We start from the raw sequence: 25,235 nt of genomic DNA on the forward strand, positions 1-25,235 counted from the left end.
CCTTCCTTGCTAGACGGCAATTAACTTCTGGCGATCTATGTTTTGCAGGATACTGAAGATGTTATCGCCGAGGCGCTGGAACTCCTTGCCGCTTTTGTCGGCAAAATGGAGCACCCAGGGCAGCCTACAGGCTTGGAAGCCACTGGCAGGATGAAGTTGAGAGAGGTGATAGGTTTGTAAAGCCAGAACTTCCAAGGGAGTCTTGCCGTGCTCGTGGATCGCTCGCAGAGGTCTTGCACTGCCGAGGGAGTTCCCACCTTTTCTAATGGGCTGGCTTGTTATTAGAGTAAACGACTTTCGCGAGTAGTCGAAAACAACAGTGCCTATTTTGGCATCTTTGTACTTACCTTTTCCTTCTTCTATCCCCATTCTTCCTGTACCGCTTTTGCGTATGCCAACAATATCCACAGCAATCTTTTCTTTTTCTAGCTCCTCAATTGTTCTACTAAATTCGCCTCCTTGAACTAAACCATCCCTCATCAAGAGAACCTTGCTTGGATATCGGCTAAGCTTGTCATAAAACCTATTGACAAGTTTGGACACAGTTTGATAAATTGCGTCCCCGGAGAAGGTTTCTCCTCTCTGCACAGCAGGTAGCTCCCAACCTAAGCTCTGCCCATCAGCAAGAACAGCGAAAGCAGAGGCTCCGTAGTATAGCCGCCGATTGGTTCCCACATCGAAGCCGATGATCAGCTCAGGGCCTACAGGATCGTCGAGGGGTTCCAGGAGTACCGGCTGCCACGCTGCCTTGCACAGAAGCCCGAGGACGACGTTTAGAGCCTTGTAGGGATCAGCCCCAGGGATCATAAACTGAGTCGCTATCCCTGCTTCAAGGGCCTCCATGCGGATCCTTTGCTTGCGCTCATTGGGTGACCAAGGCATAACGACCAAAACCGTTTTGATCCCTTGCTCAGCCCAGGTTTGCCAGAACCTTTTTCGGGCGAGATCGCCCTCAGGCAAGTCTTGCTGAGTGGCATAGAAGTCTACTTCAATTTCCGCGCCGCTTTTTTGGGCTACCTCAAGCAAGCAGTTGAGCACTTCGCTAGGGTACTCTCGCTTGTCGTCATAGAGGTTTAGACATGCAAACTTGGTCTCGCCTACCTTCGCACATCCCCAGTATCTAACCCGAGCAGGATTTTCAACTGGTCTGCGACCCGATCCCAATAGCTTTGGCTTGGGCAGGATGTAGCCTTGGGTCTTTAGCGGCTTAATTTCCTCAGGGGAAAGTTTGTAGACTTCCTTTATAATGGTCCTCGCAGTCTCTTCGGACTCTTCGAATCGTTCTTTCAAACTTTTTCTGATGCACTCGATAACAGCGGCGCTAACTTTTCCGCCAGGGCTTCTGTTGTCTTCTAGACTGGCTAGCATCTCCAAGGTTAAAGCAGGCGATAACCTTCGGGAGAGATGGGGATAACGTCTTTCCTTTGATGCTACTTCGACTACCCAAGAGCTCTCAACTTCTTCTACAAGTGCATTGTACTTCTGCAAATGATACTCCGCCAGACTGATGTTCTGCTCTGGTAACCGAATCTCCCGTGGGGATTGGTTAGAAAGAATACCCAGATATTTCCAAGTCAAACGTTTGCCGTTCGCATCAAAGTATGTATTTCGCACAATCTCGATTGGAACGTCCGGATAGCTTTCCAACCATTCATGCAAAGTCCACGGCGTGTAGAAGCGGTAATGAATATCGACTTCTAAGTAAAGCTTTCCGTCTGGTTCGACGGCAACATCTATCATTCTCCCTCTGTGGATTTCCCAGCCTTCTCCGGAAAGTTCTACCCCTTTCTGAGCAGTCACCCACCAGAGCAGGCCGCCTCCTATCCATTCGACTTCAGTTTTCTTGTACTGAGATTTAAGGCGCAACCCTATCCTCTTGCGCTCAAAGCTTTCGAGGGCGCTTCTTTCTTGAGCATTGGCACAGGTTAGAACCCTAAGCCCACGCTCTTCCAACTCCCACTCTGGTGTTTTGAGCTGGCTGGGCGAAACTCTTTCCTGCGTGATAATGCGACTTCCCAAACGAGCAGCTATTACATCTAGCCGATTGCAAACCCTAGCGATAGCTCTCTGCTCTTCTCCTAGCTCCGGGGGTGGGTTTGGCCTACAGTCGTACTCATAAAAGGTGAGGTCTTCCTGAGCTAGCTCCTTAACAAGAAAGCGATTGAGGATAACTGGGACTTCCTGCTGAAGCAGTCTCATTGGCAACCTCTGAGTTCAAGCTTCTCTCTAGAATAAGCCCTAATTTTCCCGATCGCGCCTTGGGGATCCCCCTAGGTTAGAGCTGAAACAGCTCGGGCGGAGCCAGGTCGTGGCTAAGCGCCTCAGCCTCAAAGTGGCCGCTCATGCCCACCACCTGCCACTCAGCACTGCGATTTCCCTGGCGGAAGCGCAGCCGTCGAGCCCGCAACGGCACCACGGCTACAACTTCTACTGGAAATTGTTGGTATTCGCCCAAGTACTCCCGGTAGTCCGGCGGCAGGTCGGCACTGCTTTCGATTTGAATCCAAAACACCCGCCCTGCCTGGTTGCCGTAAGCGCGGATCTGCTCCTGACCCTGGTACTGCTCCACGCCGCGTAGCCGCTGCCGCCCCACTTGCATAGACTGAGCCCACTCCGGCAAGGGATCTCCCAAACCAATTGGCCAGGCCGGCCCGCCCAACCCCAGCCAACACACTAGGAGCAGAACCCAGATCCAGGGCCAGCGACGTGCCCTTCTGCGCGCAGGGATCCCGTCCTGGGCAAGCATTGGTTTCCTCCCCAGTTCAACTCAAAACTTGGTCTCAACGCAGGCGAAAGCCAATCCGACCACGTTCGATATCGAAAGCAACGTCGGCGTTGAAAAACAGGGGCATGCCCAACAGTTGCACGCTCTGGTTGCCGTTGACAAAGATCCGATCCCGGCTGGGCGTTACCGGAAAGCCAACCCGGATGCGGTAGTCAAAGGCTCCTCCCAGCACAGCTCGCCACTCCGAGCCTGAGGGTAGGGTAGCGGTGGGAAAAGGAGCGGATCCCAATAGTCGAACGTTGAGGAAGATGTCGGAAGCGCCGCTGTCAAATACGGTGGGGCTAGGGACATTTTGAATAGAAGTGTTGCTGATGCTGTAGGCCACTTGCAGAGCTTCATCCCGCCAGATGGGCGTGCCATCGGGAAAGCTTCCCACCTGGGGCAGTGGCCGAAAACTGAAGCCAGCGGTGTTGGCCTCGGTCAGGCCGACGGTGAAAAGGCCCTGAGCAGACTCAAAGCCGCCGGTTTGGATGATGTACCCCGAGCGAAAATTGCCCGGCAGGCGAGTGAGAGGGCTAAACAGGTCGCGGTCAGGGCTGCGCTCGTCCAACGAGGTGCCCAGGATCCCGGCAAAGGGCCGCCCTGGTCCAAACAGCCTGTCGGAACAGCTGGCCACCAGCGGCTCCACACAGGTGATTTGGTCAATCAACTGAATCGTGACCGGCTCTCGGCTCTGGATCCCACCCAAGCTGAAGGGAGCGCGAGCCAGCACGCCAATAAATCGCGTGCCATCGGCGAAGGTTACCGTGGAAGGGATCCCCGTCCGCTCTAAGCCAAAGCGCCCCGCCACCGACGACAGAATACGCAGCCCTGCCGAGCCGGTATCCAGAAGCACTTCAGCCTCGCTTCCAGCCACACCCACTGTCAAGCCCAGCAACTTGAAGCGGCTGGTGCCCAGAGTGCGCACCGCTAGAGGGATCGACCGGCTGCCCGGCTCAGGCGGAGGAGGGATCAATCCAGGAGGGGAGGTCCCAGAGCCCTTGAGGCTAGAACAGGCGATCCCCAGCAGCACCACCAGCGCCAGCACCAGCCCCCTTAGCCTGCTCCAGATTTCCACCGTCCAGGCTTTCCTCGGGAGCTGCGCTCCTGTCTGCATCAGATCCTCCAGCCACCAAACGCTCGAGCAGGGAAAACCGGACTGTGCCAACCCCCCTGCCCCTAGCTTGCCGAGGGGGCTGCCAAGGCGCGCAGTGCTCGGATTCCCGGCCATGAACAGTGTAGCCAGAGCCCGAGGCGGGATCCCCCCCCTCTGCTAGCGGGACGGGTTCTCGCCCTGCGGGCTAGCCTCCGGCATCAGACAGCCGAGGGCATCACACCCTGCTGGCCCCTCTGCGGTTAGGGCGAGGTTGCGGTCATAGCGCGCCAGCGCCTCGTAAAAGTTGTCGGTCTTTCGTCTTTGCTTGACCTCGGCCATCAGCCGCTCGTAGGTGGCCTTGTCGATTTTCTCGAAGGGCAAGCGGGGGAAGGGAGCGTCGAAGCGGGCCAGCAGTGCTGCGCTGATGTAGCCCTCGTCGTCGCGGATGGCCTCGTAAATGCGGGATCCCAGCGCTTCGATCTCGTCCTCGCGCAGCTCGATGGTGGCGGAGGTGTTGTGGGTGGTGTAGTACTTTTGCACCTGCATGTAGAAGTCAAACTGAGCCAGGGCAGAGAAGCGCTCAACCTCAATCTCCTCGGCGCCGGGCAAATTGGCCCACTCCACCTCCACCGGCAGCTCTACCAACCACTCGGTGCAGCGGGGATCAAAGGGGTCGTTGAGCAGGTTGCCGTGCTCATCCTTGTCCGACTGGGCGGGCACCACCGAGTAGCCGTAGTCCAGACAGGCCAGGGCCACGGGGTCGTTTTTGGCAAAGGTGATGCGGCGAATGTAGCGCTGAGCCTTGGGCGGGTGCCAGCCGGGAGAGGCGTTAGTCAGGAGCGACTTGGTGCCGGCAGGTTGAACGGTGGTGCAGCGGTTGGGGCGGCGCAACCCGTGACGGTCGCAGTAGTCCCAAACCACGCGGTGAACGACCTCCTTCCAGAAGCTGAGGTATTCCCGCTCCTGCTGCTTAAACTCCCGCCCCAGAGGCGTATCGGGCCTCCCTTCCTGCCACCAGCGCAGCCAGTCCACCCCAAAGGCTTTGACGCAAAAGTCAAATAGACCAGTAAACGAGACGCCCACGATGGGATCCCATTCCCTTGAGCGCTGGAAGCGGGGCTCAACAAAGCGGTGGTGCAATAGCGCCGCAGCCGACAGGGCCCCTGCCGTAAAGGCCTCCTCTTGCTCCTGGCGGTTGTGGGGATCTAGCCGGTTGAGGTGGATCTCGGCCAGATTGCAGTGGAAGTCGCATCCGATGATCTCACCGCAGTTGTGGACAACCAACCCATTGGCATCAAAGCAGCTTGGGCCGGGCACGGTGCAGTCATAGACCGGTTCCACGCCGTCAGGCTCTAGGGCTGCAACTGTAACCGTAAACCGCTCCCGGTTGAGCCGGCGCTGGTAGCTGCCGAGCAGTTCACCTAGCTTCTGAGCTTTGCGCGGTTCTCGAAAGCCCACCACTGCCTGAAACTGGTGCAGGTTGTCCCCGCTAATGACCAGCTCGTGCTGCACCTTGTAGGCGTAGGGGGCTGGCTGGCGCTTGCTATCAGGCAGCAGACGATACCCAGCGGGACGGCGATTCTCGTAGATGACCGAGACAATCCCTAGACGCGCCAGCATGCGCTGCACAGCTTTGAGGGTGTCCAGGTTGCTTTGGGAAAGCCGCACACTAACTCCCTTCTCTTGACCGCCCTGCACACTGCCGTCTGCGTCAAACAGGCCGCACAAAAAGCCGCGGTGGAAATCAAAGCTTGTGGCTTCCAGTGCCGCAGTCATTTGCTTCTGTCCTGGAGCCATGCCGAACTTAGCTGCCAGTTTCGCCAAGCCGGTGGAATGGATAACCCGGCACTTCAGCTTGGGGTGATAATAGGTCTCTGGCCGGCGAGGTTCGTACCCTACTGCAGCCTGCAACAACTGAGCCGCGTGTAGGCTCATCTCCTGCTGCGTATCCTGCCCATAGCGCAGTACAGCCGTGTCATTCCACTGGGTTGTGGCAAGGCTGCCGTCGCCCAGCCAATTCCCCAAAAGCCAGCCTTCCTCCCAGGTCCCCTCACCATCCCAGGGGGTTAGGTCGCGATGGTTGTGCAGCAGAATGCGGTCGCCCGGGCGGAGCTCTTCTGCCGGCACCCATTCCGTGTATTGCGCCTTTGGAGTCTGGGCAATGACTTTGAGAACACGATGGTTGCCCGTCAGCCGAAGAGAAAATCCCTCCTGGGTCACCAGCTTGAGCACGGGCTTGGTGCCGGAGTAGAAAAACCCCTCTGGGGTCGTGCTGAATAGCTCGCCGTTGACGTAGGTGCTGTGCTGCTTGCCAATAAGGTCTTTCACCTGGCGCGGGCCGTCGCCCGTGTGGATCCAAGTGTCTGCGGTAACGCAGGGGTTCAGCCCATACCGTTGCACCCTATGCCACGTTGGCGGTTGGACAGACGGAGAGCTACTAGCTGCCTGCCGCTCCTCTATCCAGCGCCTAGCTCCCTCGGGTCCCTCCGAGGCATAGACGTTGAGGAACTCCCGCTTCAGCTCGGGGGTGTTGATTAGGTCGGCGTTGGCCCGCGCTACGGCTTCCCCAGCCCACTGGATAGCCCCCTCGCCGGAGTAAAACTGCTTGCGCACGGCAGCAATGCACTCTTCCCGCGTTGGCTTGCGGTGAAATACCCGGGTGTGGTTGGCCATGCGCAGGGCATCTCGCTCAGGGTCAATTCTCCAGTTGCCCTGCTCGTCCTGCTGCCAGAGATTGTCTTTGGCGCTAGATCCCAGCTCGTCGTCGGCGGCAAACTGGCGCATACCTGCACTACGGCGGATATTCCCCGCCACCACCGTTGCGGCCGCCTCATCAATGAGCAGGCAGCACTCTACCGAGTTCAGTTGCCTGCCCACGGCTTTGTTGAGGATGGCGGCACAGCGCTGGTACAAGCCGGGCAGCTTGATGGGGTTGGCCACGCCCCCAAACCCTTTTAGCCGCTCCCCAGCGGGGCGCACATGGCTGAGATCCACCGTCACCTCCACCTGACCCCCAAAACTGGGATCCGCCGCCAGCTCCAAGAGAGCTTGGTAAGACTCCACCCAGCCGCGGCGGCTATCGCCCACCTGGATGTGCACGTGAGAGCCCTGGCGCTGGATGCGGGTGTGTTCCTGCCGCGCTTCGGGGGGGGTGGAACCAATGGATCCTACTACCTGCACCTCTAGGCGGTTGAGGATGGGGGGCAACTGGCTGATGAACTGAGGCTCCAGCACCGCTCCCGTGCCACAGCCCATCATGGCCAGATCCATCATCAGGCCAAAGGAGCGCCAGTCCACCACGGTGAGGCTAGTGCAGTTGTAGGCGCCGGAGTAGTTTTCCGGCTTCTGGATCCACTCGGTGCCCATCACCCACAGGGCCCGACCTGAGATCAACGCTTTCAACTGCCGCTGCAGACGTTCCAACAGCTCCCGCTCCTGGGGAGTAAGGCGCCCTAGGCGGGCAATATCGGCCAGGGTGCGATCGCAGACGTCGCTCCAAGTCTCGCGGCTGCCATCGGGGCGGCGCCGACTATAGGTGCGGTAGAACACTGGGGCAGCCGTTGGGGCTGTCGCGGGGAACTCGTCTACAAAACCTGGCGCTTGTTCCTGGGGCGAGGGTACCGCTTTGCTCTGCTCGTAGGAGGAAGTCGATACCATAGCTGTTTCCGTCGTCCCCCAGAAAGAGGGACAAAAAAATAGGGTCACTGCGGCTAACCCGGCCGCTCTAGCAGGGTTGCCTGGTTTGCTGGACAGCTACCCAGGGTACCACAAGGATTCGCTGCGAAGTCCCGGAAAGGGCTAGAGTGGAAAGGAAGGGATCCCAAGGAGAAAGGTTGCCTGCTGTCCTAAAAGCCCTCCTGGGCAAGAGCTGTGTAGGAGTTAAGGCCATGACCAGTCGCCTGCGCATCGGGAATTTGTGGGGGATCCCCTTGTTCCTCGACTACACCTGGTTTCCAGCGGCTCTGCTGCTGGTGCTCTCCTACGGGGTGGTGCCAGCGGTGGGGCTTTTTCTTTCGCTATTGGCCCATGAGTTGGCCCACAGCCTAGTCGCCCGGGCCTATGGAGTACGGGTGAGCTCCATCACCCTGTTCATCTTTGGCGGCATGGCGGCCATTGAGCGAGAAGTGCCTCGCCCCCTGGGCGCTTTTTGGGTGGCTTTGGCAGGGCCCCTTCTCAGTTTGGGCTTGTTTGTCCTCTTCAGCGTGGCTGGAGCTTGGGCGGGGCCAGGGTCGCCGCTGACCTCAATGCTTGCCAGCTTGGCTGCCATCAACCTAGTGATTGCCCTGTTTAACCTGCTGCCAGGGCTGCCCCTGGATGGGGGGCAGATGCTCAAAGCAGCCATCTGGGGTTGGACAGGGGATCGGCAAAAGGGCATGTTGTGGGCAGCTCGAGCTGGCCAGGGAGTGGGCTGGGGCTTGGTGGGCCTGGGTCTAGTAGTGGTATTTTTGGGGAGCCTCAATGGCCTTTGGACGGGGCTAATTGGCTTGTTTATTTTAAATAGCGCCCGTCGCTACGATCAGTATGCGCAGCTGCAGCGGGTGTTGGCTCGCCTGAAGGCCGCAGATGTCATGAGCCGCCGCTTTCGCGTGGTGGATGCGGGCATGAGCCTGCGGGAGTTTGTCGATCGCTACCTGATCCCTGCCTCCCTCCAGCCAGAGACCGCAAGAGGCGTTCAGGAAGTGTACTTTGCCGAGGAAGACGGTCGCTACCGGGGCCTGGTTAGGCCGGAACTGCTCAACGACATCGAGCGCAGCCAGTGGGATCACCTCACCCTCAAAGCCATTCTCAAGCCAATGGAGCAACTTCAAGGGGTGCGGGAGGAAACTCCCATTGTCCAGGTCATCCAGATGATGGGCCAGGCGGAGTCGCGCCGAGTCTTGGTCTTCACCCCCAGCGGCGCCATTGCCGGCCTGATCGATCGGGGAGACGTGGTGGCCGTAGCCGCGCGGGAGCTGGGAGTGACCCTGCCTAAGGAAGTGGTGCAGCGGGTGCGCGAAAGTGAAGAATGGCCGCCTGGCTTTCAGGTAGAAGAGAGCCTAGGCGGTGACGGATCCCCCAGCTTGTTGCGGCCAGGATCAACGGATACCCCTTCCCAAGACTAGTAAAGATAAACCCAATTGCTCCCTGAAGGCTCTCAGCGGCGGTTGTGCGGGTAAGATTAAGTTTGTTCTCTGCTGATTAAGAACTTTGACCTTGAGCCGCGCACCGCGTCTTCTTCCTGCTTACACCCATCGCCTAAACAACGGGCTAAGCGTCATTCTTCACCCCCTTCCCATTGCCGATTCGGCCACGGTGGACGTCTGGGTCCAAACAGGCGGGCGCAACGAGCCGCCGCAGTGGCTGGGCATATCCCACTTTCTGGAGCACATGGTCTTTAAGGGCAGCGAGCGGCTGGCCCCCGGGGAGCTGGATCGGGTTATTGAAGGGCGGGGAGGGAGCACCAACGCTGCCACTGGCCAGGATTACACCCACTACTACATCACCGTAGCTGCCACCGACCTGCCGGATACCTTGCCCTATCTGGCGGAGGCAGTGTTGCGGGCCAGGATCCCTCCGGAGGAGATGGAGCGGGAGCGCCAGGTGGTTTTGGAGGAGATTCGCCGCGCTGCCGACAACCTAGGGCACACGGCCTATCAGCTTCTCCTGGAAACTGCCTTTGGGGTGGAGCACCCCTATGGGCGACCCGTGCTGGGCACGCCAGAAAGCCTGATGGGGTTGACCCCAGAGCTGCTACGCGCCTACCACCGCGGCTGGTACCGACCCGAGTACATGACGGTGGTGGTGACGGGAGGCATCGATCCTGACCAGGTGCTGGCGCTGGTGGAAAGAGAGTTTGGGGATCCTGCCAGCGGCTCTGCCTGGACAAGGCCCCCAATCCCGCCTCAGCCTCCTCCCCAAGGGATTCTGCGCCGCGAGAGCACCCATACCCGCCTGGAGCAGGCTCGTCTAAAATTGGCCTGGCCCACCGTCAGCCTCGAGGCCTGGGAGCAGGTTTGCGGCCTGGAGCTGTTGGCCGCGGTACTGGGGGGAGGCCGCACTTCGCGGCTAGTGCATCTGTTGCGAGAGCAGCGCGGCTGGGTGAGGAGGGTGGGCTGTTCTTCACTGGTGCTGAAAGAGGGGGGGCTTTTTTGCATTAGTGCTCGCCTGGAAGTGGAAAACCTGGAGCGGGTGGAGGCAACCATCTTGCGCGAGATTGAGAAGCTGCAGCAGGAGGGTATCGGTCAGGCTGAGCTAGATCGAGCGCGGCGCCTGCTGACCCACGAACTCCTCTTCTCTGCCGAGTCGCCTAGCCAACTGGCAAGCATCTACGGCTACTACGAGACCCTGGTTGGGGTGCAGCGCCTGCAGGAGTACCTGGAGCTGTTGCAAGCGTTTACCCCAGCCCAAGTCCGTGAGCTAGCTCAGCAGTACCTCTCTCTGGAGGCTTACGTGGTGGTCTTGCTCAAGCCAGCTGCCTCTGGCGCTGCTGCAGCTTCGGAGCTGCAACTGGCCTGCCGGTAGATCCCTTGCCCCTAGGAGCTTCCCTCTCTTTGCCATGCAACGGGGCCGTTTACAGCGCCTTCGCCTGAGCAACGGCATCACGCTGCTGTTGGGCCAGAATCCGGCGACGGAAATCCTGGCTGCTCACTGTTTTTTTCGCGGCGGCAGCCGGGTGGAGCGACCGCAGCAGGCAGGCTTGAGCCACTTGCTGGCGGCTGTCCTCACCAAGGGCACCCAGCAGCGCGACTCCCAGGCCATTGCTGCCTGGGTGGAATCCCTAGGGGCTGGGCTTGGGGTGGAAAGCTCTGCCGACTGTCTCGAGGTCGCGCTACAGTGTGTGGCGGCTGATTTCCCCGAGCTGCTGAGGTTGCTTGCGGAAATCCTCCGGGAGCCCAGCTTTCCGGAAGCGGAGGTAGAGCGCGAGCGGGAGCTGCTGTTGCAGACCATTCGCGCCCAACAGGAGCGACCCTTCAGCCTTGCCTTCAACCAGGTTCAGCAGACCCTCTATGGGGATCACCCCTATGCCCTTCCCGAGCTGGGATGGCTGGAGACGGTGGGATCCCTGACCCGGGAGGACTTGCTGGCCTACCACGCTACCTACTGCCGCCCGGAGGGAATGGTGATGGCGGTAATCGGTCCAGAGCCGCCGGAGACGATGGCGGCCCAAGTGGAAGCTGTCCTGGGAGATTGGGTAAGCACCAGCCCGCCTGCTCCTGAACTAGACCTGTCGCTGCCCCCTTTGGAGAAGCCGCAACTGCGAAAGCTATTCCAACCCACCCAGCAGACAACGATTGTGCTTGGCTTTCGCGGATCCCCCGCTGCTTCTGCGGATTATCCGGCCCTGAAGCTGCTGGCCACTTACCTAGGCAGCGGCCTGTCCAGCCGCCTGTTTGTGGAGCTGCGGGAGCGCAGTGGCCTGGCCTATGAGGTCTCGGCCTTCTTTGCCACCCGCCGGGATCCTGCCCCTTTTGTGACCTACCTGGGCACGGCAGCGGAGAACACTCCAGTGGCCCTGGAGCGCCTGCAGGCGGAGATCCATCGCCTACACAAAACCCTCCTTAGCGATGAGGAAGTGGAGATGACTCAGCGCAAGCTCTTGGGCCAGTATGCCCTCAGCAAACAGACCAACGCCCAGGTGGCGCAACTAGCCGGCTGGTACGAGATTCTGGGCCTGGGCATGGAGTTCGACCAGCAGTATTTGCAGAGGGTGAGGCAGCTCACACCTGCCCAGCTCCAGCAGGCCGCAAAAACCTACCTAGTTAACGCCGCCATTGCTCTGGTGGGGCCGGAAGAAGCTCTGGCAGCGGTTGAATTGTAGGCACGTGCCCCAATAAGGGGTTGGCATTCTCCCCAACCCTGGAGGTGGGATTCTTTACTTACTCCTTGCAGGCTACACCGGTGCGCCGAGGTGGATGCCACCACCTACCCCTGAAGGGCGCTATTCTCCCGTTACCGAGGTCTGCCCACCTCTTGCGCAGCGCGGGGAGACCCAAGCGAGGTTCGGCGGGAACAGGATTCAGTTTTGGCAGCGGCTGTCTCTTCCAGGGCACAACTAGCGGAGGATTTCCGCGTCTGATGGTTCCTCCGCACCTCCCATCAAGGTCGTGTTTGAGGACAGCACGACGTTTACACCGGCTGGCGGGAAAGGCCGAGCAGCCTGCCCGCAACGGCATCACGCCCTATCCTCCACCGTAACCAAGCGATAGGGATGATGGGGACGACCAACGGAGCGGTAGAAATCGCTGCAGACATTGTGAGTAAAGCGATTGCTGAGGCTGCGGGTAACCTGCTGCACCACTTGGCTGCCCACTTTCTGAACCAACTTGCGCGGCAGAACGTGCAAAAACTTGGGCAAATGCAGGCGCACATCCAGATGCAGATCCCAGTGGACACGGGTGGTGGCAGGGGATCCCGGCAGCTCCTCCAGCCGGAAGCTGGCCTGACAATCCACCCGATAGGGCAGGGCAGCATCCCCCGGCAGCTCAATGGAGGTGAGCCGAAATAGGTAATCTTCCTCCGGCCAAATCTTGATCCCAAAGCTGGGCTCCAGCTCAAATCCTAGGCCGCCCATGCGGAAGAACTGCAGCCTGTAGGTTTCAGCAGAGAGGGGCTCCACTCGCAACGGCTGGAAGCAGCGCTGGATCCACTGGCCATGGCCCCGCAGGTAACAAGCCAACGTCTCCCGATCGGTTTCCAGATCCACCTGGCCCCGTCGCCCGGCCTGCAACTCCAAGGGGGTCTTGGCTGGGGGCTGATCCATCTCCTCCAAAAGCGGCTCCCCTCCCTTGGACAGAGCACCTTCACTGAGGGGAACGACGGGCTTGGAGCTGGCGATAGACATCCCGAATATCCACCTGATAGTGAGCAAGAGCCACAAGGCAGTGGTACCAGAGATCCGCCACCTCGCGGGCCAGGGCTGTCTTGTCCCCCTCCTTTGCCGCCATCACCACCTCAGCCGTCTCCTCGCCGAGTTTCTTCAAAATGGCATTTTCCCCCTTGGCTAGCAAGCTGCTGGTGTAGGAATCGGGCCGGGGATCCGCCTGGCGGGCCTTGACGACGGCAAACACCTGCGACAGGGTATCGGCTGCCGGAATGGGATCCCCTTGCAGCGTGCGGAAGAAGCAGCTCCGCGCCCCCGTGTGGCATGCCGCATCCCCCACCTGCTCCACCAAGATGACCAGCGCGTCGCTGTCGCAGTCGTAGCGGATTTGCTTGACCCACTGGACGTGGCCAGAAGTTTCCCCTTTGGGCCACAGCGCCTGCCGCGAGCGGCTCCAAAACCAGGTGCGGCCTGTTTCCAAAGTTTTCTGCAGGGACTCCCGGTTCATCCAGGCCATCATCAGCACCGTCCCATCCAGGTAGTCCTGCACGATGGCCGGGATCAAACCCTGTTCGTTGTAGCGGAGGCTGTCTAGACGAGCAACCTCTGCTTGTAGAAGAGGGCGGGGCAGATCTGCTGAAGCAGAAGAAGCCATAGGAAGCAGCAGAAAAGTATTGAAAGCAAGATAGCAAAACCAGCTTCAGAAAGGATATCCCTCCAGGTCCCAACCCCCCTTGGCCACTTTCAACAGTCGCAACCAGCCCGGCTGCTGTCAGAACCCAGGGGGTGACAAACTTCACCCCGCAAACCAAGGGAACCTGGCCTAGCTTTGGCCTCAGCTTGAGGTTAAATGCTGCGCTCACCGACTCTTTGCAGCCATAGCTCAATCTAGAGCCACCCTGGGCAGCAGTTTCCGGGTTGGCTTGCGCTCCAGAGGCCAAGTTGGCCGCTCCAGGCGCGTATCCACCAGCACAGCGCTAGGAGAGAAGTCCACCCGCTCCAGCAGCCGCTTCAGCAGTTGGGCGTCGATGGCGTCCCCGCCTCCAGACAGAGGGGCAGTTCCCGCGCCTAGGGGTGTAGGGGTTGCTAGAGGGGATCCCTCCTCACTGCGCCCAGGTTCGGCTAGCAGCAGTTCCGCCACTGCCTGGGCCAGTTCTTGGCCGTACACGCCATCGGGGCCAGAGGGGAGCAGATCCAGCCGTCCCTGCTGAGCAGCCAGGTGGCTCAACCCCAGTTGCACCGCCACTACGGCCGGGCCCCGATCCCCCTGCCTCAAAGTGCGCTGGCCGGCCAGAATGCTTTTCAGTTGGGCCCTGGCTGCCTCTTGGTCGCTAGCCGGCAAAAGTTGCACCAGCCCTTCCAGCCGATCTCCCTCAGAGCCAGCTTCGGCTTCTGGATGGGGATCCCTTGCCCATAGGCGGTTCAGGTCGTAGAGCAGAATGGCATGGGGCACAGGGCGGCTGGGCTGGTTGGGGCCGGCATGGCCAGTGGCCAAAATCTGTCCCCGGTAGACTAGCGATGTGCTAAAGCCAGAGTCCAGCAGCACCGCCTCGCGGATCCCACTTTTGGGCAAAAGACGGGCCAGGATGGCGGCGTTGACGTGGGTTTTGGTAACTCCGATCACTACCTGGTCTTGGTTGTCCACCCCAAAGAAAGCCCTGGGGCGAAACTCGGCGGCGCTAGAGAGGCGGAAGGAATCGATCTCCGCCTGGGAGAGGGCATGGCCGTCCTTAACCAGCCACAGGCCCGCCACAAACAGATCCGTAACCTCCGGCATCAACTGGCGGATGTTCTCAAGCCGGGTCATAGTGTCGGGATCAAAGGGCACAAAGCGCAGTCGATCCCTGCCCAGCAGCACCAGGGGGCGACCGCGCAGCACCTTGTCATCTTCGGGGCGACCGGGGATGAAGGTCTTGTGGTTGGCAGCCATCACCGGCCCCACCATGACGTTGCTGGCGGAGTTAATCCAGGGAATGGAGAAGAAGCTGCCGTTAATGCCCGCATCGGCCTGGTAGCGCTGGACTAGCGTCCTTACCTCGTAGCGCCGTTCTGCGTGCACTGTGGCTGCCCGTCCGCCGCGGATGGTGAGTACCCGCACCCCGTCGATCACTTCATCGGTCAAGGCCAACGGCTGAGTAACATCCAGCCAGTAGTCGGGGCTGCGGCCAAGGGTGAAGGTGCGAGCGCCAATAATGGCTTCGGTAAGGCGAAACTGGTTAAAGCGGCGCACCTCCAGCAGGTTGGGAGACTGGCCTGTAAAGCCAGGATCCATGGTGAAAGCCATCCGGTAGCCCGCCTCGGCAAGAAACCGCTTCACTCGCTCGTCCCGATTGCCTTCGGGATAGGCAAAGTAGTAGATGGGGTGGCCCAGCTCCTGCTCCAGCTTGACCTTGCAGTCAAATACCTCTCGCCGCAGACGGTTGTCGTCTAGCACCCGCAGGTCGGGAGGATGGTTAACGGTGTGGGCGGCAAAGTCGATCAACCCACTGGCGTCCATCTCCCGCATCTGATCCCAGGTAAAGTGATCCTTGCTGGTGGGCACGCCGACAAAGCCAGTTTGCACAAAGTAGGTGGCAGGGTAGTTGTACTCCTTTAGAAGCGGGTAGGCGTTCTCGTACAGGCCCAGGTAAGCGTCGTCAAAGGTCAGCAAAATGGCTTTTTCCGGCAAGGGATCCCCGTCGCGTAGGTGTTTGTACAGTTGGTCAATGTGGATGGGGGTCAGCCCCGCCTGCTTAATGGCCTCGAAGTGCTGCCGCAGCTCGGCTACCGTGGTGTCAAACCACACCTGTTTGCGGCCAGCTACCACGTCGTGGTACATGATGGCCGGCACGTAAGAGAGGCTGGCTGTGGGATGAAGGGCAAAGGGATCCCGCTTTTGGGGGAGGGTCAGGCGCTGTTGGGACGCCTTGGCTTGGGCGCGGGGAGCAGGTATCTCGGCTGCAGGCACTAGCCCCAGTAGGCGGCTAGCCCAGTTGGGATGAGCAGTTACCCAGGCCACTAGGGCGCCGGCGCCAAACCCCAGCACCGTGACCAATAAGGCCAAGAAGCCGAGGAGCCGGAAGCGCAACTTCGTTGGCGGTTGCCGTACGGGAGCAGAAAAACTTCGGTGGCGGAAGGAGGAAGGAGGGAGCTGGCTTCCCCTTTTTGCGCTAGGGACTGGATAGCCACCCCAGCGCCTCGGCGGCTGTCGAGACGTCATGTTCTCCTCCTCACCGGCAAAACCAGCGTTAGCCTACCACCCTCATCTGCTGGTGGGGATCTAGCAGAGCCACAGCTGCCTTCTGGGCAAGTTAGCTGAGGTTGCTCAACAAATTGGACTCTGTAATGCTGACGATTTTGCCCCCCATTCGGGTAATCCGCTTAACTTCTTGGGAGAGCCGGCTGAAGGGCACTTTGTACTCGACAACGCTCTTGCGCACGCCTCCTCCTACCAGGCCGGATACCTTGATGGTAAAGACCTTATCGCGGTTGGGCGCCGAGGGGCCTGAGGCAGAGCTAGCTGGGGCAGCCTTGGATGGGGAAGCTGCTGCCGCCTGGGCAATCTCGGCACTTGCCCGCTCCAAGAGGAGTCGCCAGCTGCGGGGATAGGCAGGTGCCAAACGATAGACCACCTTGTAGGAGCCCGCTATGTGGTCATCCTCGGACTCCACCCTCACCACCGTTCCTGGGGGGATATCTAGCTTAGCTCCCTTGGACATGACTTTAATTCCAGGCCAATTGGTGGGCACATCCGTTAGCAGCTCCACCTCAAAGGACTGATCCCCCAACAACAACTTGGCCATGGGAATAACTCCGTTGTGCTCGCTAGCGTCTGCAGCCAGGGATCTGCCCTCGGCCGCCCCTTCACCGCTAGACATTTTACCGTCGCCAGGTGTTCCCCTGAAGCCTCTGGCTAGCCGCTGTCATCCAGGGTAGGTTTGTTGTAGATTTGTTACAGACTGTGGGTTTGTGGCGCTAGTGGAGGGATCCCGATGTTGGGCTTGGCCTTGCCCGATCTGTCGGCAGTTTCCGAGTCGTTGACGGCTGCCTTGCAGCCAGTAGCCCAGTTCTTTGCTGGCTTCAACCTGCCCCAACCAGTTGTGCAATGGGGACATCCTCTGATGATGGGCATTGTAGTAGTGGTCATGGGCAGCTTTGTTGGCCTAACGGGCTGGCGGGGGCGGGTCTTGCGCCTGGCAGGCGGGGGCTCCCTATCGGAATCGGCCCAAAAGCCCCTCTTGGATCACCGCAAAGTAGCCCCCTGGATGGCCACCTTCATTGCCTTGGGCTACACCGGCGGCCTTCTTTCTCTTGTGATGCAGGGCCAGCCCCTGCTGAGGAGCCCTCACTTCTGGACGGGATCCCTGGTGTTGCTGCTGCTGGCGGCCAACAGTGCTTTGTCCCTGAGCGGTTTTGGCGGCAACCGTGAGACCTGGCGCACAGCCCATGCCTATTTGGGCAGCCTCATTCTTTGCTTGCTCTTTACCCATGCCCTGCTGGGCCTAAAGCTGGGTCTATCTCTGTAGCGAGTCCTTAGTAGCCCCTGGAGCCAAACCTAGCGAAGGTACTGCACCAAAGTTCGCGAAGAACGGCCCACCCGTAGCTTGCGCAAGGCATCCCGTTCGATCTGCCGAATCCGCTCCCGCGTCAAGTTAAAGTGATCCCCCACTTCTTGCAGGGTTCTTGCCCTTTGCCCGTCTAGCCCATAGCGCAACTCCAACACTTGCCTCTCAATGGGCTTCAGGGTCTGCAGGGCAGAACGCACATCTTGCCGCAGGGATTGCTCCAAGATCTCCTCAAAGGGTTGCTCCTGCCGTTCATCTGGCAGCAGATCTCCCAGGCGGCTTTCCCCTTCCTGGCCAACCGGCACATCCAACGACAGAGGCAAAGCGGCAGCCTGTTGGATCAGGCGCAACTTCTTGATCTTGATGCCCAGTGCCTCAGCCAGCTCGGCTTCGGTAGGCCGTCGTCCTCGGGCCTTCATGAGCTCGCGGTTGGTGCGCTTGAGCAAGCGCACTTTGTCCACCATGTGCACTGGCAGGCGGATGGTTCGGGCTTGGTTGGCAATGCAGCGGGTAATGCCTTGGCGAATCCACCAATGGGCGTAGGTGCTGAAGCGAAAACCTCGCTCGGCATTGAATTTCTCAGTGGCTCGAATGAGGCCCATGTTGCCCTCTTGGATTAAGTCCAGAAAGGGCACCCCCCGGTTGAGGTACTTCTTGGCCACACTGACCACCAGACGCAGGTTGGCGTTGATGAGCTTGCGCTGAGCTTGCTCTCCCTGGCGGATGCGCGAGCGCAGAGTAGCTACAGGGATCTGCAGGGCTGCCGCCAATTCCTCATCGCTGGGATCCTGCCCCCGCTGCTGCCGCCATTCCTTGCGGGCTTGATCAATGAGCAGCTTCTGCTGAATTTTGCGCGCCAGCTCGATTTCTTCCGCGTGATCGATGCGGGGCACCCGGCCAATCGTATTCAAGTAGTGGTCGACCGCATCTTCATTGAGGCGCCGGCTACTGGCCTCTAAGTCAGCCTCTGCAGCCGAATCCAGAGCCTCCGGCCAGGGCTCCTCGAGCTCTTGAGGGGATAGGGGACGAGAGAAAACCACAGCCACCTGAGGAGAGAACTTCACTCCCTAGTCTAGGAAAGTTTCTCCTCCTGTGTAAGCGAAAATCGATCATGCTAGTCATTCTCGCTAAGAATTCTCCTCTCTGTAGGCGGGAGTAACAGAGATTGATAGGTCAAGCATCCTGGACATAAACGGCTGTGAGCAATTTTCGATCCAGAGCTTGATGTAGGATGCCTAGGAGACCGCTAGGCTACCTGCTCCGACAAAATCGTGCTAGCTTAAGCTACCATGGGGCGCCGGAGAAGCCATCAGACCCCCCAAGCTGGAAAAGACCAGCACCGCCCTGCGGCCAACTTGATTGGAGAGCGGGTGCGCTGGGTACGAGAGAAGTTGCAGCTAACCCAGGATCAACTGGCGGGTCGCCTGGCCAAGTACGGTGTGCATTTGGACTACGTTAAGGTTGGCCAGGTGGAAAAGGGCAAACGGCGGGTCATCGACAAAGAACTGGTGGCTTTTGCCAAGGCGCTGGGGGTCTCAGTTACTTGGCTGCTGAGCGGCGACGAGTCCCACCTCTAGTTTGTTGGGGAAGGCCCGCCGTACTCCCCGGCAGCGCGAGGGCGGCTAAGAAGAGCAGCCCCTGCTGGGGCTGGGCTTAGTCTGGCCTGTAACTGGTAGCAATCGTTACAGATAGTTGAGAAGCTGCAGCAGAGCAAAGCAGAGACTGGCGCTGCCCAATGGCACAGTCAGATTGTCCAGCCCCCACCAAGACAACATCTCCAAGCCCATGGCCACCCCTCCCACCCCGACGCTGATGGCAAGCAACAAGGGAGAGAAGCCAAAGTACCCCACAAGCAGCAGCGCCATCACCAAGCTGCTCACCACCCACATGGTCAGGGATCCCTCCCAGCTTTTTTGGAGAGATCCCAGTCGATACAGGTGTTTGCCCCAGCTTTTGCCCACCAGCCCTGCCAGGGCATCGGCCCAGGTCATCACCAGAATGCCAATGACAGCGAAAACTTGTTGCTGGGGCCGCCAAAACCAGAAGAGCAATAGACCAATGCTGACAGCGTAAAAAAAAGTACCGAAGCTGCGCCGCCCAACGCCGTTTAGGCTAGGCAAGATGGCCACGCGGTAGGAGAGCAGCGCCAAGCCCGCAAACACCAGGGAGAACCCCACTCCTACCCAGCGGGGCACCTGGAGGGCCCAGGCCAGCAAGATGATGTTGCCTACGCCAATGTGGATAACTTTGCGCACCCATTCGCCGTCTACCTGCTGGGAGCGCAGCCATTCCGCAAAAGCAAAAACGGAGGCCAGCCAGAGAGCATAGCAAGCAAGCTGCTGTGTCAGGCCCATGAGCCGGCCTCAGAGCGTTTTCAGGTAGCTAAGCAAGTCTGCCATTGCTTGGGGATCGGGCTGAAACTGGGGCATGGGCGGAGTTTTGCCGCTAGTTACTCGGTCAATGATAAACCGGTCGGAGCGGCGGCTGCTTACTCCCCGCAGGCTGGGGCCCACACGGCCATCCCCTTCTTCGCCATGGCAAGCCGCACAGTTAAGGGCAAATAGCGAGGCTCCCCTGCTGGCTTGTCCTTCTAGACTTAAAACAGCCTCGGTGTAGGGATCCGGCCGCATGGCTGCCGCTAGCCAACTCCAGCCAAAGACCGCTAGACCAACAAGAGCTAGACCCAGTCCCAGGTTCCTCGCCCAGTCAACTGACCACATCGCCTGCAGGAGGGCAAAAAATGGGCTCAGGGGCTGCCACCTGGAGGGCTGAGAGCAGGCTTGCCCTCCTCCCCCGCCAGAAGCCAAGCGAGGGCTACCGGAAATGTCGAGGTGGGGGAAAAAGAAAGGCACAGCCGACAACCCTGAGAGAGACGTTTCAATCTTTTACATTTCCACCAATACAATAGCTTAGGAGCCCCTTCCTGCCAACAATCCGTAACGGCATTTACTTTCTCTTAATGATCTGCAGCAGCTTGCTGAAGCCTGCCCTTCTCCAGCAGGGGTCGGCTGGGAAACAGGCGTTGCATGACTGCCAATTGAGCAAGGGAATCGGCGTTGAGGCTGTGGATGGCGTTGGTCCATTGGAAGTAACTCTGGAGGCGATGACAAACCGCCAAGTTTCCATAAGTAACAACGGCTGCTATCCGCTCCCGCCACCGCCTTAGCCAATCCACCACGTAGTTGGGCAGAGCCTCGTGGACAAAAGCCTGGAGAATCAACTGGCCGCCGCTGCTAAGGGCTGCCTCCAGCAAGCTCAAGGGGGTAAGGGAATGGCTGAGTAGGGGCGGAAGACCCAAGCTCGCGGGAATGCTTAGGGCAGGGGACTCGGCTAGGAGCACTGCCTCAGCGCCCAGGGAGAGATCTTGCCAGATCCAGTTCCAACTGCCAGGCGGCAAGGGGAGAGGCAGAGGCTGACCGCCGGTCACTCCGCCGCGGGCCATGGCTGCCTGACAAGGGGCAATGTCGCTCTCGGCTAGAAGAGATCCCAACTGGGCAGCCCTAGGAAGATGGGAGCGGGCGCTAAACAGCTTGGCAAGGGGTGAATCTTTGGCGAGGGGATCCCCCAGTAGCAAGGGTTTTAAGTGCTCGTCGGGAAAACCGCGGTTGACCTGAGCCCCCATCCAGCCAGGCAGCAAGCTAAAGTCCGTTTCTGCCAGGGGCGGCCACACCTGCTTGAGTAGGGCGGAGGCGGAGGGAAAAAGCCGCTGCTTAGCCCGCAGCAGCCGCGTTACCGACTGGGCAATGGCCTGGGGGTCTAGGGATCCCCGCTGCACAGCTTCCACAACGGCTGCGAGAGCCGCCAAAGGGTCGGGAGGGGCCAAAAGGAGGTCGGCGCCGGCCTGGAGAGCCCGCACCGCCAGCAGGGGGGGATCAGCCAGGTTGGCTAGGAAGTTTTGGTCGAGGCCCTCTGCCACAATGAGACCGCTAAACCCCCACTCTTGGCGCAGCAGCTGGGTCAGCCGCCCCGGCAAAAGAGAGAGCGGCCAGCGCTCGTCCCACTCCGGCAGCACCACTGGCGCAACCGAGATGGCTCCTACCTGGTCCACCAGACCGCGGAACGGCAGCCAGGGTCCTGCTTGCAGCTCCTCCAAGGTGAGGCTTAGGCGAGGACACCAGGGGTCAGCAGTTGGCTTTAGCAACAGCAGGGGGTTGGCCCGCCCCTCTGCCCAGCCCTGGCCGGGGAAGGCTCTGGCGGTGGTTAGAATCCCCTCCGGAACCGCTTGCTCGCAGCCGCGCACAAAGGCCCGCGCCAGTTGCAACGCCAGCTGTGGCTCCTCCGCCAGCGCCAGTCTTGCTAGACCCTGCCCTAGGGGCTCAGCCACCGGGCCAAGCAGCCAGTTGATGCCGATGGCCGCCGCCTCCCGCGCCGTGATCCTTCCCCACTGTTCCGCCCAGCGCTCGGCCTCAGAGCCCAGGCGGCTCAGGCCCAGGGGGTGGGGGAAGGAAGTGGCTCCCTGCAGAGCCAGGCCGCGGCTGGCCTCGGCTGCCACAAGAAGGGGCAGAGTCGCCCAAGACTGCGCCTCCTCAATGAGGAGCAGGGCCTCAGCCACATGGCCATCGGTAATCCAGATGCCTCCAATCCCCACCTCTTGGATCAGCCGCTTGAGAACCTCTCGGGGAGGAGCCTGGGATCCCAGGCGGGCCGAGACCGGCACCACTAGCAGTTGCGCCACCTGCTTTGCCAGGGACAAGGGCTGCTCAAGCGCTGCAACCGGGGGTCCAGAACTACCCATGGACACTCCAGGAAAGTCTTCAGCGAGGGGATCCTATCGCTGGCCACAAGGCTGGGCAAGCACCCATCAGCGCCTTTGGGAAGCCCGGCAGCGGTCGCAGGTGCCGCAGGGCAGACCAGGCTGGTTCTCAGGGTAGCCAAAATGCCGCAGGATGACCTGCCAGCGACAGCCGCGGCTGTGGATGAAGTCGTCCATCCCCTGCCAGGGATCCTGCCGCGGCGGCGGCTGCCAGCGGCGGTGCAGCACTTGAAAGTGAAAGGGAGCTGGCCAATGCAGACAGCCCATCTCCTGCAGCAGGCCCAGGGCCACCCGCGTCTCTCCGGGGGGCAAGTCGGCGTAGGATCCCTGGGGGGGCAGCGTTTGCAGCAAACGCCGCGCCTGGGCCAGCAAGCGCTCCTGCTGGGAATAGAAATAGGCTTGGCGCTGGCGATCGGTGGGATCCAAGAGGCCTGTCGGCTCGGAGACCAACATCAGGGCCTGGCAAGGGCCGCCATCCCGCCCGCCCCGCCCCACCTCCTGCAGGTAGTCCATTAAGTTGGGGGGCGGGTGAAAGTGCAGCACCCAGCGCACGTCGGGCTTGTTGATCCCCAAGCCGAAGGCGTTGGTGCAGACCAGAAAGCGCAGCTCGCCCTCCAGCCAGGCCCGCTCCAGCCGACGGCGGGATCCCGCCTCCAGGCCGCCGTGGTAGGTGGCGGTTTTCTGGTTGTGGCGGCCCAACCACTCGGCCAGCTCCTCCCCATCCCGTCGCGTGCGCACGTACACCAGGCCCGAGCCGGGGTTTTCCGCCAGAAAGCGCAGCAGGCGCCGACGGCGATCCGCTGGGCTCCAGGCCACCGCCACGTTGAGAGAAATGTTGGTTCGCAGCGGGTCAGCGCGAATGCATTCCGGATTCTGCAGGTCGAGGATGTGGCGCAGGCGGCTGAGGGTTTCGGGATCGGCAGTGGCGGTAAAGGCGGCAATGGGAAAGGTAGGCTGGCCCAGGGCAGGGCGCACCAACCCCAGACGGCGGTAGTCGGGCCGGAAGGATCCCCCCCAGTGCACCAAGGTGTGCGCCTCGTCAACAATGAGGCCGTTGAGGGGCACCTGCTGCAGCCGCTCCCAGACTGGCGGGCTGAAGAGGGTTTCCGGCCCCAGATACAGTAGACGCAGCCGGTTCTCCTCCAAAGCCCGCAACACCCGCTTGCGCAGAGCTGGATCCAGCTCGCTGTGCAAACAGGCCGCCGGCAGACGGCGCTTCCAGAGATCCTGCACCTGGTCTTCCATCAGGGCAATCAGAGGCGAGACCACCAGGGTCAGCCCTGTCTGCAGCAGAGCCGGCAGTTGAAAGCACAGAGACTTGCCGAAACCCGTCGGCAACACCACCAGCGCATCCCGCTTCTCCAGCAAGGCGCGGATGACCTGCTCCTGAGGTGGGCGTAGCGCCTCGTAGCCCCAGTACTGCTTGAGGGCCCGTTGAACTTGCTGCCAATCCTGCAAGGAACACTCTCCCCCTCTGCAACCTGAGCCCGCCTGCCCCCCTTGCGAAAGACGCTGATTCTGACACCCCTACCTGTGCGATCCTAGAGCTGGGACTTCCTAGTGCTCCCCTACCCTTGCCATGACAGCCATCGACTCCCCCCGCCTACTGCAGCCCAGGACGGCCTCGGTTCACCGCCGCACCAACGAAACGGACGTTCAAGTGCATCTCAACCTCGATGGCAGAGGGCAGTACGAGATCGACACCGGGATCCCCTTCTTGGACCACATGCTGGCCCAGCTCAGCACCCATGGGCTAATTGATCTCCAGATCAAGGCCGTGGGGGATCTGCACATCGACGACCACCACACCAATGAGGACGTGGGCATTGCCCTGGGACAGGCGCTGGCGCAGGCGCTGCAGGATCGGCGCGGCATTTACCGTTTTGGCCATTTTTGGGCGCCTTTGGATGAGGCCTTGGTGCAGGTGGTGCTGGACTTTTCCGGGCGCCCCCACCTCAGCTATGGTCTGGAGCTGACCGTCGAACGCATTGGCCGCTACGAAACCCAGTTGGTGCGCGAGTTCTACCAGGCGGTGGCCAACCACGCCCAGCTTACCCTGCACATCCGCCAGGTTGCTGGTCTCAATGCCCACCACATCGTCGAGGCCAGTTTCAAGGCCTTTGCCCGCGCCCTGCGCATGGCCGTAGAACGGGATCCGCGCCGACAAGATGGGATCCCCAGCTCAAAAGGGGTGCTGTAACTCTCGCCCAAGCCGGGGACGGCGCGACTGGCCAAAACAGCAGTGCCGCAAGCGGGCCAACTCCGCCTCGCTGAGATCTTGCCACTGGCCAGGAGCCAGACCTGCTAGGGAAAGGGGGCCTAGTCCTACCCGCACCAGCCTTAGCGTTGGGATCCCGACCGCAGCAGTCATGCGGCGCACCTGGCGATTGCGACCTTCCCGCAGCGTCAGCTCCAGCCAGGTGGTGGGGATGGAGCGGCGAAAGCGAATGGGCGGATCCCGCGGTGGCAGATCCGGCTCCTCGGCCAGAACTCTAACCTCAGCCGGTCGGGTCTTTCGCCCCTGGATGATCACTCCCTCTTGCAACTGTTGCAGAGCCTGCGGCGTAGGGATCCCTTCCACCTGCACCCAGTAGGTGCGCTTGTGGCCAAATTTGGGATCGATCAGGCGGGCGTGGAGCTGGCCGTCATCGGTGAGCAAGAGCAGTCCTTCGCTATCGCGATCTAGCCGCCCCACCGGATAGACGCTGGGCACTGGGATGAAGGCCTTGAGGGTGAGGCGCCCTGCCGGGTCGGTAAACTGGGTGAGCACGCCGTAGGGTTTATAAAACTTGAGGTAGCGCATGGCAGACGGCTTCCGTCTTTGGACTAGGCAGTGCAACTTCAACGGTAAGATTCAGGAAGCAGCATTTCTCCACAGGCAGCAGCGTTTGGTGGATTGCACCTGATGGCGATAGACAACACTCTATTCTGGGTTTTAGTGGCAACGGCAGGGCTCTCCCTTCTCAGCTTGGTCTACGTCTGGGTGGACGAAGCCCTCAAACGGCGCCGCTATGAGCGGCAAAAGCAAGAAGAAGCCGTTCCCTCCGCCGCTGCTGCTTCTGAACCTGAAGCCGGGATCCCGCCTGCTGCTTCTGACACTGGATCCGCTGCCCTAGAGCCAGAAGCCGAGCCTAGCCCTCCTGCTCAGGAAGTAACGGCAACCCCTGAAACCCTCGACACCACGCCCGAGCAAGTCGATAAACCAGGGGAAACGCCGGAGACCTAAGGGCAACCTCCTTTCTAACCTCGCTCCAGGAGCAGCTGCGCTAACCTGAGAC

21 protein-coding genes are annotated in these 25,235 nt (G+C 60.4%); 7 read left to right on the forward strand and 14 right to left on the reverse strand.

Features of this window, described 5'->3' with window-relative positions; genetic code table 11:
• Positions 1–9: 9 nt before the first annotated feature.
• The 4 genes from NW833_RS02485 to nrdJ all read right to left on the reverse strand — a co-directional run bounded on the left by NW833_RS02485 (position 10) and on the right by nrdJ (position 7,517).
• On the reverse strand, positions 10–2,019 hold the full coding sequence (locus NW833_RS02485) for an argonaute PAZ domain-containing protein (RefSeq protein WP_414411438.1): 2,010 nt from the start codon (positions 2,017–2,019) through the stop codon (positions 10–12).
• A gap of 256 nt (positions 2,020–2,275) precedes the next feature.
• The gene (locus NW833_RS02490) at positions 2,276–2,746 is read right to left on the reverse strand and encodes a hypothetical protein (protein ID WP_414405476.1); all 471 of its coding nucleotides are present in this window, start codon (positions 2,744–2,746) and stop codon (positions 2,276–2,278) included.
• Positions 2,747–2,780: 34 nt separating this feature from the next.
• Positions 2,781–3,881 carry a hypothetical protein gene (locus NW833_RS02495; RefSeq protein ID WP_414411439.1) on the reverse strand — a complete coding sequence of 367 codons (1,101 nt, stop codon included), beginning with the start codon at positions 3,879–3,881 and terminating at the stop codon, positions 2,781–2,783.
• Positions 3,882–4,037: 156 nt separating this feature from the next.
• Positions 4,038–7,517 carry a ribonucleoside-triphosphate reductase, adenosylcobalamin-dependent gene (gene nrdJ / locus NW833_RS02500; RefSeq protein ID WP_414411440.1) on the reverse strand — a complete coding sequence of 1,160 codons (3,480 nt, stop codon included), beginning with the start codon at positions 7,515–7,517 and terminating at the stop codon, positions 4,038–4,040.
• A 230-nt stretch (positions 7,518–7,747) separates the two neighbouring features.
• Here nrdJ and NW833_RS02505 point away from each other — a divergent pair, with 230 nt between their 5' ends.
• From NW833_RS02505 to NW833_RS02515, 3 genes are all read left to right on the forward strand, one after another.
• Positions 7,748–8,962 carry a site-2 protease family protein gene (locus NW833_RS02505; protein WP_414411441.1) on the forward strand — a complete coding sequence of 405 codons (1,215 nt, stop codon included), beginning with the start codon at positions 7,748–7,750 and terminating at the stop codon, positions 8,960–8,962.
• A gap of 91 nt (positions 8,963–9,053) precedes the next feature.
• Positions 9,054–10,361, forward strand: coding sequence for a M16 family metallopeptidase (locus NW833_RS02510; RefSeq protein ID WP_414411442.1), 1,308 nt, complete (start codon positions 9,054–9,056; stop codon positions 10,359–10,361).
• 34 nt (positions 10,362–10,395) lie between these two features.
• Positions 10,396–11,658, forward strand: a complete 1,263-nt coding sequence (locus tag NW833_RS02515; protein ID WP_414411443.1) for a M16 family metallopeptidase — start codon at positions 10,396–10,398, stop codon at positions 11,656–11,658.
• A 354-nt stretch (positions 11,659–12,012) separates the two neighbouring features.
• Here NW833_RS02515 and NW833_RS02520 read toward each other — a convergent pair whose 3' ends face one another.
• From NW833_RS02520 to NW833_RS02535, 4 genes are all read right to left on the reverse strand, one after another.
• Positions 12,013–12,681: a DUF1997 domain-containing protein gene (locus NW833_RS02520; protein ID WP_414405470.1), complete on the reverse strand. Its 669-nt coding sequence runs from the start codon at positions 12,679–12,681 to the stop codon at positions 12,013–12,015.
• Positions 12,641–13,315 carry a bifunctional phosphoribosyl-AMP cyclohydrolase/phosphoribosyl-ATP diphosphatase HisIE gene (hisIE, locus tag NW833_RS02525; RefSeq protein WP_414411444.1) on the reverse strand — a complete coding sequence of 225 codons (675 nt, stop codon included), beginning with the start codon at positions 13,313–13,315 and terminating at the stop codon, positions 12,641–12,643. The genes NW833_RS02520 and hisIE overlap by 41 nt, the downstream gene beginning before the upstream one ends.
• 228 nt (positions 13,316–13,543) lie before the next feature.
• Positions 13,544–15,703: a polysaccharide deacetylase family protein gene (locus tag NW833_RS02530; RefSeq protein WP_414411445.1), complete on the reverse strand. Its 2,160-nt coding sequence runs from the start codon at positions 15,701–15,703 to the stop codon at positions 13,544–13,546.
• A gap of 247 nt (positions 15,704–15,950) precedes the next feature.
• Complete coding sequence (locus NW833_RS02535; RefSeq protein WP_414411446.1) at positions 15,951–16,517, reverse strand: phycobilisome linker polypeptide; 567 nt, start codon at positions 16,515–16,517, stop codon at positions 15,951–15,953.
• A gap of 114 nt (positions 16,518–16,631) precedes the next feature.
• Between NW833_RS02535 and NW833_RS02540 the strand changes: the two genes are divergently transcribed.
• Positions 16,632–17,165 carry a DUF4079 domain-containing protein gene (locus NW833_RS02540; protein ID WP_414393251.1) on the forward strand — a complete coding sequence of 178 codons (534 nt, stop codon included), beginning with the start codon at positions 16,632–16,634 and terminating at the stop codon, positions 17,163–17,165.
• A gap of 29 nt (positions 17,166–17,194) precedes the next feature.
• Here the strand turns inward: NW833_RS02540 and NW833_RS02545 are convergent, their stop codons facing one another.
• A complete protein-coding gene (locus NW833_RS02545; protein ID WP_414411447.1) occupies positions 17,195–18,244 on the reverse strand; it encodes an RpoD/SigA family RNA polymerase sigma factor in 1,050 nt (349 codons plus the stop codon).
• A gap of 249 nt (positions 18,245–18,493) precedes the next feature.
• Here NW833_RS02545 and NW833_RS02550 point away from each other — a divergent pair, with 249 nt between their 5' ends.
• Complete coding sequence (locus NW833_RS02550; protein WP_414405467.1) at positions 18,494–18,781, forward strand: helix-turn-helix domain-containing protein; 288 nt, start codon at positions 18,494–18,496, stop codon at positions 18,779–18,781.
• A gap of 105 nt (positions 18,782–18,886) precedes the next feature.
• On the opposite strand, the gene NW833_RS02555 is transcribed toward NW833_RS02550, so the two are convergent.
• The 4 genes from NW833_RS02555 to NW833_RS02570 all read right to left on the reverse strand — a co-directional run bounded on the left by NW833_RS02555 (position 18,887) and on the right by NW833_RS02570 (position 23,415).
• Positions 18,887–19,558, reverse strand: coding sequence for a diacylglycerol/polyprenol kinase family protein (locus NW833_RS02555; protein WP_414393257.1), 672 nt, complete (start codon positions 19,556–19,558; stop codon positions 18,887–18,889).
• A 9-nt stretch (positions 19,559–19,567) separates the two neighbouring features.
• Entirely contained in the window at positions 19,568–19,924 is a 357-nt protein-coding gene (locus NW833_RS02560) for a c-type cytochrome (protein ID WP_414405465.1), read from the reverse strand.
• A 236-nt stretch (positions 19,925–20,160) separates the two neighbouring features.
• Positions 20,161–21,897 carry a glycoside hydrolase family 3 N-terminal domain-containing protein gene (locus NW833_RS02565; protein ID WP_414411448.1) on the reverse strand — a complete coding sequence of 579 codons (1,737 nt, stop codon included), beginning with the start codon at positions 21,895–21,897 and terminating at the stop codon, positions 20,161–20,163.
• Between the two features lie 108 nt (positions 21,898–22,005).
• Complete coding sequence (locus tag NW833_RS02570) at positions 22,006–23,415, reverse strand: RecQ family ATP-dependent DNA helicase (RefSeq protein WP_414411449.1); 1,410 nt, start codon at positions 23,413–23,415, stop codon at positions 22,006–22,008.
• A gap of 121 nt (positions 23,416–23,536) precedes the next feature.
• Here NW833_RS02570 and hisB point away from each other — a divergent pair, with 121 nt between their 5' ends.
• Positions 23,537–24,157: an imidazoleglycerol-phosphate dehydratase HisB gene (gene hisB, locus NW833_RS02575; RefSeq protein WP_099812743.1), complete on the forward strand. Its 621-nt coding sequence runs from the start codon at positions 23,537–23,539 to the stop codon at positions 24,155–24,157.
• Here hisB and NW833_RS02580 read toward each other — a convergent pair.
• The gene (locus NW833_RS02580) at positions 24,140–24,760 is read right to left on the reverse strand and encodes a pseudouridine synthase (protein WP_414411450.1); all 621 of its coding nucleotides are present in this window, start codon (positions 24,758–24,760) and stop codon (positions 24,140–24,142) included. The two genes, hisB and NW833_RS02580, sit on opposite strands and share 18 nt — an antisense overlap.
• 102 nt (positions 24,761–24,862) lie before the next feature.
• On the opposite strand from NW833_RS02580, the gene NW833_RS02585 reads away from it, so the two are divergent.
• Positions 24,863–25,183 carry a hypothetical protein gene (locus NW833_RS02585; protein WP_414411451.1) on the forward strand — a complete coding sequence of 107 codons (321 nt, stop codon included), beginning with the start codon at positions 24,863–24,865 and terminating at the stop codon, positions 25,181–25,183.
• The last annotated feature ends 52 nt before the right edge of the window (positions 25,184–25,235 follow it).

This window comes from Synechococcus sp. O70.1 (assembly GCF_047462215.1).
GTDB lineage: Bacteria > Cyanobacteriota > Cyanobacteriia > Thermostichales > Thermostichaceae > Thermostichus.

What these genes read in the sequence shown, in the direction of transcription:
- NW833_RS02490 (WP_414405476.1), bottom strand. Translation starts at nt 2,746, where the DNA reads ATGCTTGCCCAGGACGGGATCCCTGCGCGCAGAAGGGCACGTCGCTGG.
- NW833_RS02495 (WP_414411439.1), bottom strand. Translation starts at nt 3,881, where the DNA reads ATGCAGACAGGAGCGCAGCTCCCGAGGAAAGCCTGGACGGTGGAAATC.
- nrdJ (WP_414411440.1), bottom strand. Translation starts at nt 7,517, where the DNA reads ATGGTATCGACTTCCTCCTACGAGCAGAGCAAAGCGGTACCCTCGCCC.
- NW833_RS02505 (WP_414411441.1), top strand. Translation starts at nt 7,748, where the DNA reads ATGACCAGTCGCCTGCGCATCGGGAATTTGTGGGGGATCCCCTTGTTC.
- NW833_RS02515 (WP_414411443.1), top strand. Translation starts at nt 10,396, where the DNA reads ATGCAACGGGGCCGTTTACAGCGCCTTCGCCTGAGCAACGGCATCACG.
- NW833_RS02520 (WP_414405470.1), bottom strand. Translation starts at nt 12,681, where the DNA reads ATGTCTATCGCCAGCTCCAAGCCCGTCGTTCCCCTCAGTGAAGGTGCT.
- hisIE (WP_414411444.1), bottom strand. Translation starts at nt 13,315, where the DNA reads ATGGCTTCTTCTGCTTCAGCAGATCTGCCCCGCCCTCTTCTACAAGCA.
- NW833_RS02535 (WP_414411446.1), bottom strand. Translation starts at nt 16,517, where the DNA reads ATGTCTAGCGGTGAAGGGGCGGCCGAGGGCAGATCCCTGGCTGCAGAC.
- NW833_RS02540 (WP_414393251.1), top strand. Translation starts at nt 16,632, where the DNA reads ATGTTGGGCTTGGCCTTGCCCGATCTGTCGGCAGTTTCCGAGTCGTTG.
- NW833_RS02550 (WP_414405467.1), top strand. Translation starts at nt 18,494, where the DNA reads ATGGGGCGCCGGAGAAGCCATCAGACCCCCCAAGCTGGAAAAGACCAG.
- NW833_RS02555 (WP_414393257.1), bottom strand. Translation starts at nt 19,558, where the DNA reads ATGGGCCTGACACAGCAGCTTGCTTGCTATGCTCTCTGGCTGGCCTCC.
- NW833_RS02560 (WP_414405465.1), bottom strand. Translation starts at nt 19,924, where the DNA reads ATGTGGTCAGTTGACTGGGCGAGGAACCTGGGACTGGGTCTAGCTCTT.
- hisB (WP_099812743.1), top strand. Translation starts at nt 23,537, where the DNA reads ATGACAGCCATCGACTCCCCCCGCCTACTGCAGCCCAGGACGGCCTCG.
- NW833_RS02580 (WP_414411450.1), bottom strand. Translation starts at nt 24,760, where the DNA reads ATGCGCTACCTCAAGTTTTATAAACCCTACGGCGTGCTCACCCAGTTT.
- NW833_RS02585 (WP_414411451.1), top strand. Translation starts at nt 24,863, where the DNA reads ATGGCGATAGACAACACTCTATTCTGGGTTTTAGTGGCAACGGCAGGG.